Origin of the sequence: Amycolatopsis heterodermiae, from assembly GCF_034929455.1 — a bacterium.
GTDB classification, from domain to species: Bacteria; Actinomycetota; Actinomycetes; order Mycobacteriales; family Pseudonocardiaceae; genus Amycolatopsis; species Amycolatopsis heterodermiae.
Genome location: NZ_JAYFSI010000002.1, coordinates 251462 through 268723, shown reverse-complemented (window position 1 = coordinate 268723; position 17262 = coordinate 251462). Strand labels below are relative to the sequence as shown.

Genomic DNA, 17262 nt, shown 5'->3' with positions numbered 1-17262 from the left:
CACTTCCTCACAGAGTTCGGTTCGAGCCGGGGTTCTGCCGCACCAGCGGCGAGACCTCCTGATAACACCCGTCGCGGTACACGAGCGGGCGGGACGCCGGCAGGTCCGCGTGGTCCGCGAAGACCTGCTCGACGGCGCAGACCACGACACTGTGGTCACCGATCGGGATCCGGTCCACCAGCCGGACGTGGAAGCGGACCGGGACGTCGTGCAGCACCGGTACGCTGCCGGCCGACCGGCGCCAGAGCGACCGGTCGGCGAAGCGCTCGTCCGCCGGACCGGAGAAGCGGCGCGCCAGCTCCTCCTGCCCGGCCGACAGCAGGTGGATCACCGCGGTGTCCGACGCCTGCAGCACCGGCATGCTCGAGGAGCGATGAGCGATGTTGAACGAAACGGCCGGTGGTCGCAGGGACAGCGACGCCAGCGAGCTGACCGTGAAACCGGCGGTCCCCCGGCCGGAGGTCACCGTGACGATCGCGACGCCGGCCGCGTGGAACCGCATGGCCAGGCGGAAATCCTCGGCTGCCGACCCCGCGTCGACCGCCCCCGGTTGTGACTTCACGTTTCCCCCCCAGGCAGTTCAGTTCGCCGCTGCGGGTACCTTCTGCGCCCACGCCTCGCGGAGTTCGCCGAGCCGGTCGAGTCCGTCGAGGACCAGCTTGCTGTCGACGCCGAAGTCGATGAGGCACGCGAGCTCGTCGACACCCGCGTCCTGCAGGCCGCCGCAGATCTCCACCCCGTCTTCGACGCTGCCGAACAGGCCGTTGGTGCGGAAGTACCGGTCGAACGCGGCGTCGATGAGGAACCTGCGGTCCGCGTCGGTCAGCGCGGCGATGTCGCCGGCCGTCTCCGTCGAGCCGGTGCGCCCGACCGCGCGCGCGATCAGGTCGAACGAGCTCAGCAGGTACTGGCTGAACGGCTCGCGCACGACGTCCTTAACCGCGGCCCGGTCGGTGCCGAGGTAGGTGTGGATCATCAGGCTGACGTGCCCACGCCCGGGGTGCCCGGCCTCGTGCCAGGCGGCGTGGTACGCCTTGACCTTCTGCTCGATGTCCGCGAGCTCCTGGCCCAGCAGGTGCGTCAGGACGTTCGCCCCGAGCCGGCCGGCGGACCCGAACGACTCGATGCTGCCGCTCGTGGTCAGCCAGACCGGCAGTTCGGCCTGCACCGGCCGTGGCAGGGTCCGGATCTCGACCGGGTTGCCGACGCCGTCGGGCACCGTCACGGACTCGCCGCGCCACAACCGGCGCACCTGCTCGAGGGCGGCGACGTTGTCGGCGCGGCGGTCGTGGTACCGGCCGGGGCTGAAGACGAAGTCCCCCGCGTGCCAGCCGGAGGCGAACGCGATTCCCGTGCGCCCACCGGAAAGGTTGTCGACCACCGACCACTCTTCGGCGATCCGGATCGGGTTGTGCAGCGGCGCGACCACACTGCCGGCCCGGATCGCGACGTGCTCGGTCACCGCCGCGATCGCCGCGCCGGTCACCGCCGGGTTCGGGTAGATGCCGCCGAACTCGTGGAAGTGCCGCTCGGGTGTCCACACCGCCGAAAACCCGTTCCGGTCGGCGAACCGCGCCCCCTCCAGCAGGAGTTCGTACCCCTGCCGGTGCTCCTCCGCGTTGGCGAAGTAGAACAGTCCGAATTCCATCAGCGCCGACCGCCCTCCATCGCCAGCCGCAGGCTCTCGGGCCGCATGTCCGTCCAGTTCTCCTCCACGTACGCCACGCACTCGGCGTGGCTCTGCTCGCCGAACACGACCTGCCAGCCGCTCGGCACCGGCACGAACACGGGCCACAACGAGTGCTGGCCCTCGTTGTTGGTCAGGACGTAGAACCGGCCGTTCTCGTCGTCGAACGGATTGCCACTCATGACTATGCAACTCCCGCAATAGAAATCGCTGCGCACCCATTGCGCTGATCAGAAGATTCGGCGAACTTCGCGAACTGTCGCGGTTCGCCACCCCAGTCGCACAGTGAAAGAAATTCAATGAACTGTGCTGCTTCGATATCACCGATCCTGTCACGCCCCGCTGGGGGCAGTCAAGGTTCCCACAATTCGGCGGCGCATCGCCGACCGGAATGCTTCGGCGTTCTGCGGCACCAGAATCGAGGCGACAATGGCGATCACCGGGCCGGCCGCCAGCATGGCGAACCCGGCGCCGTAGGAAACGTGGTCGACGACGAAGCCGAACGCGTACGGGGCGACCATGCCCGCCAGCTGGCTCCCCGACATCACCAGGCCCGCCACGAGCCCGAGCCACCGGGTGGGCAGGGCGCGCAACGGAACCGAGAACGAGGACGTCAGGCACAGCCCGAGCGTCGTGTACAGCAACGTCAGCACGACCATGAACACCGTGACCGACCCGGCCGTCGGCAGCAGGAGCTCGAGCCCGCCGACGACGACCATGGCGGGCACCACGATCACCCGCGGCCGCCCGCCGAGGCGGTCGGCCAGCCGGCCACCCAGGATGATCGTGCCCGCGCCCAGCACCATCGGCACGGTCATCAGCAGGGCCGCGGTCCCGACCGGCACCCCGCGTTCCTCGGTCAGGTAGCTCGGCACCCACGTCGTGACGCCCCACGCCAGCAGGTTGAACCCGAACGAAAGCGTGGCGCAGCCGATGATCGCGGGCGACCGGACGATCGCCCACCTCGAGGGCATCGGGCCGAACTCCGCCTCCGCCGGCTCCGGCAGCGCGGGCGGCAGCCACCACTTCCAGGCGAGGGCCACCAGGACGCCGAGGCCGGAGACGGCCAAGAACATCCCGCGCCACCCGATGACGGGCAGCATCGCCGCCGCGAGCAGCCCGGCGCCGAGGATGGCGAACGAGCTCGACGCGTTGACCCAGCCGTTGGCGGTGTTCCGCTGCTCCGGCAGGCTGCGCTCGGACAGCGCCTTGACCGACGCGGCCGGGAACATGCCCTGCATGACGCCGAACGCCGCCCGGATCGCGAGCAGCGCGGCGAAGGACCAGGCCAGCGCGGTCAACCCGGTGCACACCGACCACGCGAGCATCGCGAAGACGCACATCCGGACCGCCCCGAACCGGTCCGCGAGCAGCCCGCCGGGGATCTGCACCAGTGCGTAGGCCACGAAGAACACCGACACCGCCAGCCCGCGCTGCGCGTGGTCGAGGTGGAGGTCGCTGCCGATCTGCGGCAGGGCGTTGCCGATCGCGAGCCGGTCGATCAGGTCGACGGCGTAAGCGGCGAACAACAAGAAGACGGTCTTCCGGACAGTTGGTGGCATCGTTGCATCCTTCGAGACACCGACCCGGCGCCGCTGCGCCTTCACATGGTGTCGTAGTAGACGGTTCCGGCCTTCATGACGAGGTTCAGATGCCGTTCGGGTGCGGTGAGCACGGAGATGCCGGCCAGCGGATCGCCGTCGACAACGAGGAGATCGGCGTACGCCCCCGGTGCGACGACGCCGATTTCGCCGGCCATGCCGAGCAGGCGGGCGGGGGTGGTGGTCGCCGAGCGGACGAGGTCGGCCGGGGGCTGGACCTCCGCGCGCAGCGTCAGCTCCTCGAGCTGGCGCGTCTGGAGCTCACCCAGGAGATCGGTGCCGTAGACGAGGTTCACGCCGCCGCGGTGCGCGCGCTCCAGCGCCGTCATCCCGGCGTCGAAGACCTCCGCGCTCTTGGCGAGCACGTCCGCGGTGAGGCCCATGGCCGGCCCGAGCTCGGTGATGGCCCGCACGATGGCCAGGGTCGGGACCAGGAACGCGTCGTGCTCGGTGAACAGGTCCACCGAGGCGTCGTCGATGAAGTTGCCGTGCTCGATGCACCGGACGCCTTGGCGCAGCGCGGAGTTGATGGCGTCGGCGAGGAAGGTGTGCCCGGTGACGTACTTCCCGGCCGCGCCCGCCTCGCGCACCGCCACGGCGATCTCCTCGCCGGTGTACTGGACCGAGGAGATGCTGTCGGTCGGCGAAAGCACCCCGCCGGACAGCATGAGCTTGATGTGGTGCGCCCCGCCGCGCAACACGTCGCGGACGACCCGGCGCACCTCGTCCGGGCCGTCGGCGAGCCGGAAGATGGTGGGGCACCGCAGGCACCCGTGGGTGCCGAACTCGCCCCGCGACCGGAAGTCGCCGTGCCCGCCGGTCTGCGACAGGGCCGGCCCGCCGTGGACCAGCCGCGGCCCGGCGACCAGCCCCTCCTCGATCGACTGGGCGAGCGCGAAGTCCGCGCCACCGACGTCGCGCACGGTGGTGAACCCGCGCCGCAGCATCTCGCCCAGTGCCTTGGCCGCCTTCGGCACGAGGTACGACGGCAGCCACGACTCCACCTGGGACAGGTCCATGCTCTGCACGTAGACGTGCACGTGCGAGTCGATCAGGCCCGGCATCAGCGTGCGACCGCGCAGGTCGAGCACCCGGTCGGGGCCCGACGGCCGCACCTCGGCCACCGTGCCGACCTCGGCGATCCGGTCGCCGACCACCAGCACGGCCCGGTCGACGTCCAGTGCACCGCGTTCGGCGTCCAGCACCGCCGCGTTGCGGAACAGGGTTGTCACCGACATCGTTTTCCCCCAGGTTTTCCGCGAGCCGGCCGCCGGTTCAGGAAACGGCCGGGACGTTTTCCGCGTAATGCGCGAGCATCGTCAGTTCTTCGACCCACATCCGCATCAGTTCTTCGACGACGGATCGTTCGACGACGTTTTCGTGGAACGTGAACAGGCCCTTCAGTACCGGCCCGTTCCCCGACTGCACGATCAGCGCGTTGACGTCGACGGCGAGCGGCACCGGCATGTCCGGGTCCCGTTGCGCGCCCAGGCTCCCCGGCACGGCCCGCCACGAGCCCCCGCTGTCCTGTTCGGACGGTCCACCGGCCGCGAACCGGCCCATGTAGTTGAACCCGAACTGCGGGCCGTCGTACTTCTTCAGCTCCGCCGCGGTGTCTTCGTTGAAGTACCGCAGCAGGCCGTAGCCGATCCCGCCGCCGGGAACGGCGCGCAGCTGACGCCCGACCGCGCGGACCACCTCGCCCGCCGCGGGACCACCGGCCAGGGCCTGGTCGAGGTCGAGGCCCGTGAGGTCCACCCGCGCCGGGTAGGCCTTGGCGAACCAGCCGACCGTCTGCGAGAGGTCGGCCCCGGCCACCAGCTCCTCCTCGCGGCCGTGCCCGGTGAGCTGGACCAGGAGCGACTCGTGGCAGTCACCCCGTGCGCGGCGGAACCGCGCCACCGTCAGCACCAGCGCCGCCAGCAGGCCGTCGGTGAGCCCGCCGCCCAGGGCTTTCGGCAGGGTCTTCGAGACCGCCTTGGTCACCGCCACGGGGACCTCGACCGTCAGCATGGACTCGCCGCCGCAGAGGTCCTTTTCCGGATCGGGGCGGTGCGCGCCGAACAACGGGTCCGGGCCGCTCAGGATCCCGGCCCACTCCGGCAGCTCGCCGGTCCGCGCAGCGCTGTGCGCTTCGGCCTCCAGCGCCGACGCCCACCGCCGCATCGAGGTCCCCGCGGGCGTGGTGCCGGGCAGCACCCCGCGTGCCACCTGCCCCGACACGGTCCCGAGGTCCTCCGCGAGGATCTGCCAGGAGGCGCCGTCGATCAGCAGGTGGTGGGCGATGACCAGGAGCCGGTCCGGCTCGCCGTCCGCCGGGGTGAACCACACGAACTGGACCATGACGCCGTTTTCCGGGTCGAGGCGCCCGAGCGCGGCCGCGAGCTCGGCGTCCCACCGCTCGGCCGGGGAGCCGGCCACGCGGTGGACCAGCCGGCTCAGCGGCAGGTCGTCCGCGCCGACCGGCAGCAGCCCCCACTTTTCCTGGCTGCCCTTCACCACCAGCCGGGAGCGGAGCAGCTCGTGCCGGTCGACCAGCGCGGAAACGGTGGCCTGGAACACCTCTTCATCGGTCCCGGCCGGCAGTTCGAACGTCATCCACTGCGCGAACCGCGGGTGCGGCCCGGACTCCAGCAGCGAGCGGGCCGCGGGGAGCAGCGGGATCGGCTCCCGCCGGCGGGCTTCCGGCTCGTCCGACGGCGTTCCGCCGCCCGGACCGGTGTTCGCGGGCAGCGCTTCGAACAGGCTCGCGATGCTGCGGTGCTCGAACAGCTGGCGCGGGGTGACCGCGACGCCGAGCGCCTTCACCCGCGAGACCACCTGCATGGACGCGATGCTGTCGCCGCCGAGCTCGAAGAAGTTGTCGTCGATCCCCACCCGGTCGAGCCCCAGCACCTCGGCGAACACGCCGGCCAGCAGCTCCTCCTGCTCGGTCCGCGGCGCGCGGTAGCGCTCCTGCGCGAAGTCCGGCTCCGGCAGCGCCCGCCGGTCGAGCTTCCCGTTCACCGTCAGCGGCAACCGGTCCAGCTCGACCACGGCCGCCGGCACCATGTACTCCGGCAGCCGCCCGCCCGCGAACCGGCGCAGCTCGTCCGGACCGGCCGCCGAACCGCCGGGAACCACGTACGCCACCAGCTGGCGATCCGGCCCGTCCGGCTCGCCGGACCGGCCCCGCACCACGACCGCCACCTGGGCGACCGACGGGTGTGACGCGAGCACCGCTTCGATTTCCCCGAGCTCGATCCGGAACCCCCGGAGCTTCACCTGGTTGTCCGCCCGGCCCAGGTACACCAGTTCACCGGAAGCGTTCCACCGCACCAGGTCCCCGGTCCGGTACAGCCGTGATCCGGTGGGGTCGAACGGGTTCGCCACGAACCGCCCGGCCGTCAGCGCCGGGCGCCGCAGGTACCCCCGCGCAACACCGGCGCCCGCCAGGTACAGCTCACCGGTCACCCCCTGCGGCACCGGCCGCAGGCCCTCGTCGAGCACCACCGCCGACATGCCGGCCAGCGGAGCGCCGATGGGCACGGGCCCGGCCGGCACCGCCGAACCGGGTGCGAACGGCCGTGTCACCGCGAAGGTCGTCGTCTCCGTCGGGCCGTAGCCGTTGGTGACCGTCGCCGCGACCGTGCTCAACGCCCGGGAGAGCGTCTCGCCGGGGATCTCCTCCCCACCGGCCCAGACCTCGTCGACGCCGTCGAAGACACCGGGGTTCTCGCGGACCAGCAACTCGAACAACCGCGTCGTCATGAACAACGCCGAAACCCGCTGCGCCACCAGGACCTCCCCGATGACCGCCGGGTCCAGCCGTCCCGGCGGGGCCAGCACCGCCGTCCCCCCGCCCAGCAGCGGCACCCACAGTTCGTACGTCGAGGCGTCGAAGACCAGCGGCGAATGCACCAGCACCCGGCGATGACGGCCGGACGCGTACACCGGCTCGGCCGCCAGGTCGGCGATCGCCGCCTGCGACACCGCAACACCCTTCGGCGTCCCCGTCGACCCGGACGTGTAGATCACGTAGGCCACGTTCGCCGGTTCGGGCGAGCCCAGCCGGTCGGAGTCGGTCACCGCGTCGGCCGCGCACGCCGCCAGCTCGGCGCCGGTGGCCGGGTCGTCGAGCGCCACCACCGGCACGTCGAAGCCCGCCAGCGCGGTGGCGGACCCGGCGGTGGTGACCACCAGCCGCGCCCCGGTGTCCCGGAGCATGAACTCGATCCGCTCGGCCGGGTACTCCGCGTCGATCGGCAGGTAGGCGCCACCGGCCTTCACCACACCCAGCAGCAGAGCGACCAGTCCGGGCGAACGCGGCAGCGCCACGGCCACGATCGACTCCGGCCCGACCCCGCGCCCGGCCAGGAACCGCGCCCACCGGTTCGAGGCCGCGTCCAGCTCGGCGTACGACACGTTCGTCTCGCCGGACACCACCGCGACCGCGTCCGGCGCCGCCTTCACCCGCTCGGCGAACAACCGGTCCAGAGTCGCCGCTTCGCCGGCCGGCGAAGCGGCCACCCGCCCCCACTCGGCCAGCCGGTCCCACTCACCCGGCAGGAGCACGCTCACCCGGCTCACCGCGGCCGACGGGTCGGCGACGATCTCCCGCAGCACGCCGGTGAACCGGGCGCCGATCGCCTCCACCGTGCTCCGGTCGAAGAGCTCGGTCGCGTACTCGATCTTGGCCTGCACGCCCCGCTGCCCCGTTCCCGGCAGCTGTGCGATCTCGGTCAGGCTGAAGTCGAGGTCGAACTTCGCGGTGCCGGTCTGGGCCATCTCGATGCTGCCCCGCATACCGGGGAAGTCCAGCACCGGCAGCTCGATGTCGTGCCAGGCGAACATCACCTGGAACAAGGGGTGGTAGGCGGCCGATCGCTCCGGGTTGAGCAACTCCACCAGCAGTTCGAAGGGCGCGTCCTGGTCGGCGTACGCGGTCAGCGCCCGGCGGCGGACCTGTTCGAGCAGGTCGGCGAAGGTGTCCTGCCCGGCCACGCGGACCCGCAGCACCCAGCTGTTGACGAAGAACCCGACCAGCTCCGAGAGCGCCTCGTCCGTCCGCCCCGCGGTCGGCGCCCCGATGGCGATGTCGTCGCCGGCGCCGAGCCGGTGCAGCAGCACCACCAGCGCCGTCTGCATCACCATCGACCGGGTCACGCCGTGCTTGCGCGCCAGCTCCTCGACGGCGTCCAGCAGGTCGCCGTCGATCGAGAACCACACCGCGTCGCCGAGGTTGCCCGCCGACGCCGGACGTGGCCGGTCCGTCGGCAGGGTGATCGGTTGCGGCAGGCCCGCCAGCTCGGCCCGCCAGCGCTCGAGCTGCCTGGCCGTCACGCTCTCCGGGTCGTTCTCGTCACCCAGCAGTTCCCGTTGCCACAGCGTGTAGTCCGCGTACTGCACCGGCAGCGGTTCCCACCGCGGCGGCTGCCCGGCGCACCGCGCGGCGTACGCCTCGGAGAGGTCGCGGATCAGCGGCCGTGTCGACCACCCGTCACCCGCGATGTGGTGCAGCACCAGGGTGAGCACGTGCTCGGTCGCCGCAGACCGCAGCAGCGACACCCGCAGCGGCGTCTCCGCGCTCAGGTCGAACTCGTGCCGGGCCAGGTCCGCCACCACGGCGTCCAGCCGGTCCGGCACCACGTCGGCCACCGGGAGGTCCGTCGGCAGCTCGGAAAGCGGTCGCACCACCTGGCAGGACTCCCCGCGCTCGTCCGCGACGACGACGGTCCGCAGGCTCTCGTGCCGCTCGAGGACGTCCCGCACCGCGTTCCGCAGTGCCGGCACGTCCAGCACGCCCGACAGCCGGATGACCAACGGGATGTTGTAAGCCGCCGAAGCGCCTTCGAACTGGTGCAGGAACCACAGCCTGCGCTGCGCGTACGACAACGGGATCATCGGATTTCCCCCAGGAACATCGGATTTCACCATGACGACGACGGAGAGCTTCGGGCATCCGCTCCCGGGCACGGGCTACGGCAGTGCCCGGGAGCGGATCGACAGGATCAGGCCTCGGCGTCCGACGACTCCGGGGCCGCGGCCGTCACCTGCTCGGGCTTCTCGGCCGGGAGCCAGAACCACGCGACGACGACCATCACCGCGGCCAGGCCGGCGAGCGTCCAGCACGCGGTGTGGAAGCCGTCGTAGAAGCTCGACTGCGCGGCGCCGATCAGCCGCTCCGCCAGCGCCGGTTGCCCCTCGGCGGTGTATCGCGCGGCCTGGGTGATCGCGTTGCCGATCGAGTCCTGGGCCTGGGTGAGCGACGCCGGGGGCAGTCCCGGCACCGCGGAGCCGACCAGGTGGTGGGTGTACAGCGACTGGAACAGACTGCCGACGATCGCGATGCCGAGCGTGCCGCCGAGCAGGCGCGTGGCGTCGTTCATCGCCGAGCCGACACTCGCCTTCGCCGCCGGGACGACCCGCATGATGGCGTCGGTCGCCGGCACGCCCACCGTGCCGAGGCCCACCCCGATCAGCGTCATCTGGAGGGCGAGGACCGCGGAACCCGTGTCGTTGGACTCGCCGGTGAACCATACGAAGAGGATGGTCAGCACCCCGAGCCCGGCGGTGATCACGATCCGGGAACCCCACTGGACAGCGAGCTTTCCGCCGAGGATCGACCCGATCACCATCCCGACCGCGACCGGGATGAACCGGAGCCCGGTCTCGAGCGGCGAGTAGAGCTTCAGGAACTGCAGGTACAGCGTGAGGAGGAAGGTCAGGCCCATCAACGTGAACGTCGCGATCGTCATCGCCCCGCAGGCCGCCGAGAAGCGCGCGTCCCGGAACAGCCGGACGTCGAGCATCGGGCTGCGCGCCTTGCTCTCACGCACGTACAGCGAAGCGAAGAGCACCACGGCGACGGCGAAGCCGGCGATGACACGCGCGCTGTCCCAGCCCGACGCGGGCGCCTCGATGATGGTGTAGACGAGGATGCCGAACGCCAGGCAGGACAGGACGAGGCCGCTCTTGTCGAGCGCGGGGGTCTCCGGATCGCGCGAGGTCGGCACGAACGCCGCGGTGAGCGCCAGCGCGACCAGGCCGATCGGCGCCATCACGAGGAAGATGCTGCCCCACCAGAACGACTGCAGCAGGGCGCCGCCGGCGAGCGGGCCGAGGACCATGCCGATCCCCGAGCAGGCGCCCCAGATCCCGATCGCGGCCGCCCGCGCCTTCCGCTCGACGAAGACCGTCGTCAGGATCGACAGGGTCGTCGGGTAGATGAACGCCGCGCCGAGGCCCATCACGGCGCGCGCCGCGATCAGCTCGCCCGCCGTGCTCGCGTAGGCACCCAGCCCGGAGGCCACGGTGAACACGGCCAGGCCGAAGATCAGCGCGCCGCGGCGGCCGAACCGGTCGCTGAGGCTCCCGGCGGCGATCACCAGGGCCGCGAAGACCAGGTTGAAGGCGTCGGAAACCCATTGCAGGTCGACGGTGCTCGCGTGTAGCTGGTCCACCAGCTCGGGCAACGCCACGGTAACGATCATCGTGTCCATGTTGATCACGACCACACAGACACACAGCACGGCGAGGATCATGGCCGGCGATCGAACGGACTTCGTTGCTGTACTCATGCCATCTTTCTTCTTTGGTTTCCGGGTCGTCGGATCGAGAGCGGTTCTCAGCCCGCTTCTTGGCTCCTGCGGCGGAGCTGAGGCCGGCTGGACGCCCGCAGGTCGTTCCAGCGCTGGGCCAACCGGGCGACGGTGGGTGCGTCGAAGATCAGCTGGATCGGCACCTCGACCCCCATCATCGAGCGGATCCGGGCGATCAACCGGGCCGCCAGCAGCGACTGACCGCCGCGCTCGAAGAAGTTGTCGTCGATCCCGACCTGGTCGAGCCCCAGCACTTCGGCGAACGCCCCGGCCAGCGCCTGTTCCTCCGGGGTGCGGGCCGCGCGGTAGCGCGCCTGGCCGAACTCGGGTTCGGGCAGCGCCCGCCGGTCCAGCTTCCCGTTCGCCGTCAGCGGCAGCTGTGCCAGTACGACCACGGCCGCCGGCACCATGTACTCCGGCAACCGGGCGCCGACGTAGCTGCGCAACTCGGCGACGTCGTGGACGGACTCGCCCTCGGCGGCGACCACCCGGCGCAGCTCCGCCACCTCGCCGATCGACGCGCCTTCGGCCGCGACGACGTAGGCCACCAGCAGGCCGGCGCCCTCACCGGCGCCGCGTGCCACGACGACCGCCTGCGCGACCGCGGGGTGGGACTGGAGGACCGCTTCGATCTCCCCCGGTTCGATCCGGAAGCCCCGGACCTTCACCTGGTGGTCGACCCGTCCCAGGTACCGGAGCAGCCCGTCGTCACCCCACTTCACGAGGTCGCCCGTCCGGTACATCCGGCCGCCCGACGGGTCGAGCGGGTCCGCCACGAACCGGGACGCCGTCAGCCCGGCCCGCCCGCGGTACCCACGGGCGACCCCGGCGCCGGCGATGTACAGCTCGCCGACGACCCCCACCGGCACCGGCAGCAGACCGGGGCCCAGCACGTGGACCCGCTCGTTCTCCAGTGCGGTGCCGATGGGCATCGACGCGTCGGAGGCGGACCACGGCCGGGATTCGCACGGCTCGGTCAGGGTGTGCTCGGTCGAGGCGACCGCGGTTTCGGTCGGGCCGTAACCGTTGATGATCCTGGTACCCGGCAACGCCGTCTGGACGCGCTTCACCAGCGACGTCGGGAGTGCCTCGCCGATGAAGACGATCGTGTCGGCGGTGACCGAGCCGCCGAGGCTGTCGACCATCTCGGCGAAGACCGAGGGGACCGTGCTGATCACCCCGCCCGACCAGTGCCCGCGCTCGGCGAGGACCAGCGCGTCCCGGACGATCTCGAGGGTGCCGCCGGTGCTCAGCGCGCCGAAGAGCTCCAGGACCGACACGTCGAAGCTCACCGACGTACTCGTCAGCATCCGGGTGCCGGGCGCCACCCCCATCCGCTCGGACACCTGGGCGACGAAGGCGACGACGTTGGCGTGCGCGAGGGCGACCCCCTTGGGCCGGCCGGTCGACCCGGACGTGTAGATCACGTAGGCGAGGTTCTGCGGTCCGGGACCGCCGTCGACCGGGCCGGCCTCGTGCGCGTCGACGTCGTCCATCAGGAGGGTGGGAGGCAGGGTCCGCGGCAGCTCGTCCCGGGTCGCGGTGTCGGTGATCAGCAGGACCGGCCGGGCGTCGCCGAGCACGAACTCCAGCCGCTGCCCCGGATAGCCCGGGTCCAGGGGCAGGTACGCACCGCCTGCCCGCAGGACGGCCAGCAGCACCACCACCAGGTCCGCCGTCCGCGGCAGCGAAACCGCGACCACCGACTCCACGCCGACACCCCGGCCGCGCAGCACCCGCGCCAGCCCGTCGACCCGGTCGGCCAGCTCCCGGTACGTCAGCTCGACGCCGTCGCACACGACCGCCAAGGCGTCCGGTGTCCGGCTCACCTGCGCGGCGAACAGGTCAGGCAGCGTGGCGTCCGGCGACGCGACCGGCGCGCCGGCCCGCTCCCGCGTCAGCGCGCGTTCCTCCGGCACCAGCACGTCGACCTGGCTCACCACGACCGCCGGGTCGGCGGTCACCTGGCGCACGACCGCGCGGAAACGCTCGGCCAGCCGCTCCACGGTCCCGCGGTCGAACAAGGCGGTGGCGAACTCGATGCGGCCTTCGACCACGCGGTCGCCGTCGGGGCCGAGCGCCTCGACGAGGTCGATGGTCAGGTCGAACTTCGACGACCCGTTCCCGATCCACCGGACCGTGCCCTTCAGGCCGGGCAGGTCGAGCTCCGCCGCCGCGGTGTTGTGCCACGAAAGCATCACCTGGAACAGCGGCGCGTACGCGGTCGACCGCTCCGGGTTGAGCAGCTCCACCAGGAGCTCGAACGGGGTGTCCTGGTGCTCGTAGGCCGCCAGGGCCTTTTCCCGCACCTGGTCCAGCACGTCGGCGAAGGTCGGGTGGGCGGACAGGTCCGCGCGCAGCACCACGTTGTTGATGAACATGCCGACGAGGTCGTCGAGCGCGTCGTCGGTGCGGCCGGCGATGGGCGAGCCGATGGTGATGTCGTCGCCGGCGCCGAGCTGGTGCAGCACCACGGCCAGCACCGCCTGCCACACCATCGCCACCGTCGCGTCGTGCCGGCGCGCCAGCTCCTCGATCAGCCGGAACTCGGTGGTGTCGACCACGAAGCGCACGAAGTCGCCGTCGTAGGAGATGGTCTGCGGGCGCGGGCGATCGAGCGGCAGCTGCAGCGGCTGCGGCACCCCCGCCAGCTCGGTGCGCCAGTACTCGGACTGCCTCGCCAGGACGCTCTTCGGGTCCGCCGCCGAGCCCAGCAGTTCCCGCTGCCACAGCGCGTAGTCGGCGTACTGCACCGGCAAGGACGTCCACTCCGGGGCGTGGCCGGCCAGCCGGGCCGTGTACGCCTCGGACAGGTCCCGCACCAGCGGGGCCGTCGACCAGCCGTCGGCGGCGACGTGGTGCAGCAGGGCGAGGAGCACGTACTCGTCGTCGGCGTGCCGGATCAGCGCCACCCGCAGCGGGATCTCCGCCGTCAGGTCGAACGCGTGCCGCACCTGTGCGCCGATCGCCGCATCGAGCTCACCGTCCGGGACGGCCAGCTCGGTGAACGGCACCTCGGCCTCGCGCGCCGGGACGATGCGCTGGAACGCATCGCCCTGGTCGTCCTCCGCGATCAGCGTGCGCAGGCTCTCGTGCCGCGCGACGACGTCCGACCACGCGGCTCGCAGCGCCGCCACGTCCGGTTGACCCGAAAGCCGCACGAGCAACGGCGCGTTGTAGGTCGACGACGGCCCTTGGAAGCGGGCCAGGAACCACAGGCGGCGCTGCGCGAACGACAGCGGCAGCACGTCCGGGCGGCGCCGGGCGAGCAGCGCGGGCCGGACCTCGGTCCGGTGGTCGAGGCTCGCGAAGATGCCGGCCACGGTCGGGGTTTCGAACACCACCTGGATCGGCACCTCGGCGCCCAGCAGCGCCCGGATCCGGGTGATCAGCTTGACCGCGAGCAGCGACTGCCCGCCGAGCGCGAAGAAGTTGTCGTCGATCCCGACCCGGCCGAGCCCCAGCACTTCGGCGAACACGTCCGCGAGCAGCTTCTCCCGCTCGGTCCGCGGCGCGCGGTAGCGCCCCTGGGCGAACTCCGGCTCCGGCAGCGCCCGCCGGTCGAGCTTTCCGTTGGCGGTCAACGGGAAGCCGTCCAGCACGACCACGGCGGCGGGAACCATGTACTCCGGTAGCCGGTCGCCCGCGAACCGGCGCAGCTCCGCCGGATCGGCTTCGCCCACCACGTACGCCACGAGCTGCCGGTCCGCCCGGTCCTGCTCGCCCGCACGGCCGTGCACCACGACCGCCACCTGCGCGACCGACGGGTGCGACGCCAGCACCGCCTCGATCTCCCCCGGCTCGATCCGGAAGCCCCGGATCTTCACCTGGTCGTCCACCCGGCCGAGGTACACCAGCTCGCCGGAAGCGTTCCACCGCACCAGGTCCCCGGTCCGGTACAGGCGGGAACCGGTGGGGTCGAACGGGTTCGCCACGAACCGCGCCGCCGTCAAGCCCGGGCGGCGCAGGTAGCCGCGTGCCACCCCCGCACCCGAGACGTACAGCTCGCCGGTCACCCCCGGCGGCACCGGGCTCAGCCCCGGGTCCAGCACCACCGCGGACATCCCGGACAGCGGCGCGCCGATCGGCACCGGGCCGTCCGGCACGTCCGCCCGGCCTTCGAACGGCCGTGTCACGGCGAAGGTCGTCGCCTCCGTCGGGCCGTAGCCGTTGGTGATCGTCGCCGCGACGACCTCCAGGGCCCGGGAGAGCGTTTCGGCGGGGATCTCCTCGCCGCCGACCCAGACCTCGTCGACGCCGTCGAAGACACCGGGGCTCTCACGGACGAGCAGCTCGAACAGCCGAGTCGTCATGAACAGCGCCGAAACCCGCTGCGACACCAGGACTTCCCCGATGGTCGCCGGGTCCAGCCGTCCGGCCGGAGCCAGCACCGCGGTCCCACCGCCCAGGAGCGGCACCCACAGCTCGTACGTCGAGGCGTCGAAGACCAGTGGCGAATGCACCAGCACCCGGTGGTGCCGCCCGTTGGCGTACCGGGGATCGAGCGCCAGGTCGGCCACCGCCGCCTGGGAAACCGTGACGCCCTTGGGCGTCCCCGTCGACCCGGACGTGTAGATCACGTACGCCGCGTTCAGCGGCTCCAGCCGGTCGGCGACCGCATCACCCGGACACGCCTGTACCTCCGCGCGAACGGCCTCGTCGTCGATCGAGACCAGGGGCACGTCGAAGCCTTCGGTCGCCCTGCTGAGCTCGCCGGTGGTCACCACCAGCCGGGCACCCGCGTCGCCGAGCACGAACCCGATCCGCTCGGCCGGGTACCCCGCGTCGATCGGCAGGTAGGCGGCGCCGGCCTTCCACACCCCCAGCAGCACCGCGACCAGTTCGGGCGACCGCGGCAGCACCACCGCCACGATCGACTCCGGCCCGGCCCCGCACCCGGCCAGGAAGCGCGCCCACCGGTTCGACCGCTGGTCCAGCTCCGCGTACGACAGCGCCTCGTCTCCGAGCACCACCGCTGCCGCGTCCGGACAGGACTTCGCCCGCTCGGTGAACAACCGCACGGCCGTCGCCGGATCCGCTTGTGGCGCAGCCGTCCGGCCCCACTCGGCCAGCTCGTCCCACTCGCCCGGCAGCAACGCACTCAGCCGGCCCACGGCGGCCCGTGGCTCGGCGACGATCTGCGTCATCACCGCGCGGAAGCGCCCGGCCAGTGCCGCCAGGTCGGCGGCTCGGTACCGGGCCGCGTTCGCGTCGAACCGCACGACGAGCCCGCCGGTCCGCTTGTCCTCGTACGCGGTCACCGCCAAGTCGTCGACCGCGCCGGCCGACTCGATGGCGAACGCGCCCGGCGCACCACCGAAGTCCAGCGTCTCGGAGAACGGCAGAATCCCCAGGACGGGCCCGAGGTGCTCGCTCACCGACCAGCCCGCGGCCGAAATCAGGTCCGACGTCGAACACCGGGAGTGGCGCACCGATTCACGCACCTCGCCGGCGATCCGCTCGGCGGCCTCGGCGAACGGCGCGGCCGGCGGGATCGACACCCGCAGGGGGACAAACCCCGCGCGCAGGCCGGGCTGCGTCTTCGTCGATCCGGTGCGGTTGGCCATCGTCAACCGGACGGCGAAGTCGTCCGCGCCGGAGAGCCGCTGGACGAGCACCGAAAGGGCCGCGATGAAGTAGCTGGAGAACCGGAGCCCGAGGTCGTCGGCGCCGGCGCGCCAGCGGTCCAGTTCGGCGGACTCGACGTGGAGCGTGTGGTGCTCGAGGCCTGCGCGCCCGGGCGTGCGCTCCCCGGTCAGCGAGACCGGCGCCGCGACGGCGGCCAGGCGCTCCTGCCAGAAAGCCCGGTCGGCGTCCGCGTCCGCGGAGTCCCGGTAGCTGCGGTCGGCCTCGTCGAGCGCTTCGGGGCCGGCGAACTCGGCCGGCCCGGCCGGGACCCCGGCCAGCTTCGCGGAATAGACCGCCGCGACCCGGCGCATGAAGACGGTGTAGCCGAACACGTCGTTCAGCAGGTGGTGCATGGCGACGAACACGAAGAACCGGGCCGGCGCGACCCGGACCGCACCCACCCGGAACAGGGTGTCCTTCGCGAGGTCGAGCGGAGCCTGCCGGTTCCAGGCGATGGCCGACAGCGCCGCCGCGACCGGGTCCGGTTCCGCGCTGACGTCGGTGACGGAGACGTCGCCGGTCACGTCGTCGCGGACGAACTGGTACGGCCCCTGCTCGTCTTCGTCGAAGTTCGTCAGGAACGGCCGCGCCTCGGCCAGCACGTCGCCGAGTGCCGCTCGCAGCACCGGCAGGTCCAGTTCGCCGTCGACGTCCCAGTAGACCGCGGTCAGGTTGGGGATCTCCGGCCGCAGTTTCTGCGCGAACCAGATCGACTGCTGGGCCGAAGACAATCGGAGCGCTTCTTTCGCGGGCACTGCTCCCCCAG

The 17262-nt window shown here is 71.9% G+C and carries 8 protein-coding genes; all 8 read right to left on the bottom strand.

The features are described 5' to 3' along the window. Window positions 1-7 precede the first annotated feature (7 nt). The 8 genes from VA596_RS12025 to VA596_RS11990 all read right to left on the bottom strand — a co-directional run bounded on the left by VA596_RS12025 (window position 8) and on the right by VA596_RS11990 (window position 17251). Complete coding sequence (locus tag VA596_RS12025) at window positions 8-562, bottom strand: flavin reductase family protein (protein ID WP_323326249.1); 555 nt, start codon at window positions 560-562, stop codon at window positions 8-10. Between the two features lie 18 nt (window positions 563-580). Then, window positions 581-1648: an LLM class flavin-dependent oxidoreductase gene (locus tag VA596_RS12020; RefSeq protein ID WP_323326247.1), complete on the bottom strand. Its 1068-nt coding sequence runs from the start codon at window positions 1646-1648 to the stop codon at window positions 581-583. Next, window positions 1648-1869, bottom strand: coding sequence for an MbtH family protein (locus tag VA596_RS12015; protein WP_323326245.1), 222 nt, complete (start codon window positions 1867-1869; stop codon window positions 1648-1650). The genes VA596_RS12020 and VA596_RS12015 overlap by 1 nt, the downstream gene beginning before the upstream one ends. 150 nt (window positions 1870-2019) lie before the next feature. Then, the gene (locus VA596_RS12010; RefSeq protein ID WP_323326243.1) at window positions 2020-3249 is read right to left on the bottom strand and encodes an MFS transporter; all 1230 of its coding nucleotides are present in this window, start codon (window positions 3247-3249) and stop codon (window positions 2020-2022) included. A gap of 41 nt (window positions 3250-3290) precedes the next feature. Next, window positions 3291-4526: a metal-dependent hydrolase family protein gene (locus tag VA596_RS12005; RefSeq protein WP_323326241.1), complete on the bottom strand. Its 1236-nt coding sequence runs from the start codon at window positions 4524-4526 to the stop codon at window positions 3291-3293. A gap of 37 nt (window positions 4527-4563) precedes the next feature. Next, entirely contained in the window at window positions 4564-9171 is a 4608-nt protein-coding gene (locus VA596_RS12000) for a non-ribosomal peptide synthetase (protein ID WP_323326239.1), read from the bottom strand. 107 nt (window positions 9172-9278) lie between these two features. Then, window positions 9279-10811, bottom strand: coding sequence for an MFS transporter (locus tag VA596_RS11995; protein WP_323327730.1), 1533 nt, complete (start codon window positions 10809-10811; stop codon window positions 9279-9281). A gap of 83 nt (window positions 10812-10894) precedes the next feature. Next, complete coding sequence (locus VA596_RS11990; protein ID WP_323326237.1) at window positions 10895-17251, bottom strand: non-ribosomal peptide synthetase; 6357 nt, start codon at window positions 17249-17251, stop codon at window positions 10895-10897. Between the last annotated feature and the right edge of the window lie 11 nt (window positions 17252-17262).

Bases quoted from the DNA above. Each gene is read 5' to 3' on its own strand.
- VA596_RS12020 (WP_323326247.1), bottom strand. From the start codon at position 1,648: ATGGAATTCGGACTGTTCTACTTCGCCAACGCGGAGGAGCACCGGCAG.
- VA596_RS12015 (WP_323326245.1), bottom strand. From the start codon at position 1,869: ATGAGTGGCAATCCGTTCGACGACGAGAACGGCCGGTTCTACGTCCTG.
- VA596_RS12010 (WP_323326243.1), bottom strand. From the start codon at position 3,249: ATGCCACCAACTGTCCGGAAGACCGTCTTCTTGTTGTTCGCCGCTTAC.
- VA596_RS12005 (WP_323326241.1), bottom strand. From the start codon at position 4,526: ATGTCGGTGACAACCCTGTTCCGCAACGCGGCGGTGCTGGACGCCGAA.
- VA596_RS12000 (WP_323326239.1), bottom strand. From the start codon at position 9,171: ATGATCCCGTTGTCGTACGCGCAGCGCAGGCTGTGGTTCCTGCACCAG.
- VA596_RS11995 (WP_323327730.1), bottom strand. From the start codon at position 10,811: ATGATCCTCGCCGTGCTGTGTGTCTGTGTGGTCGTGATCAACATGGAC.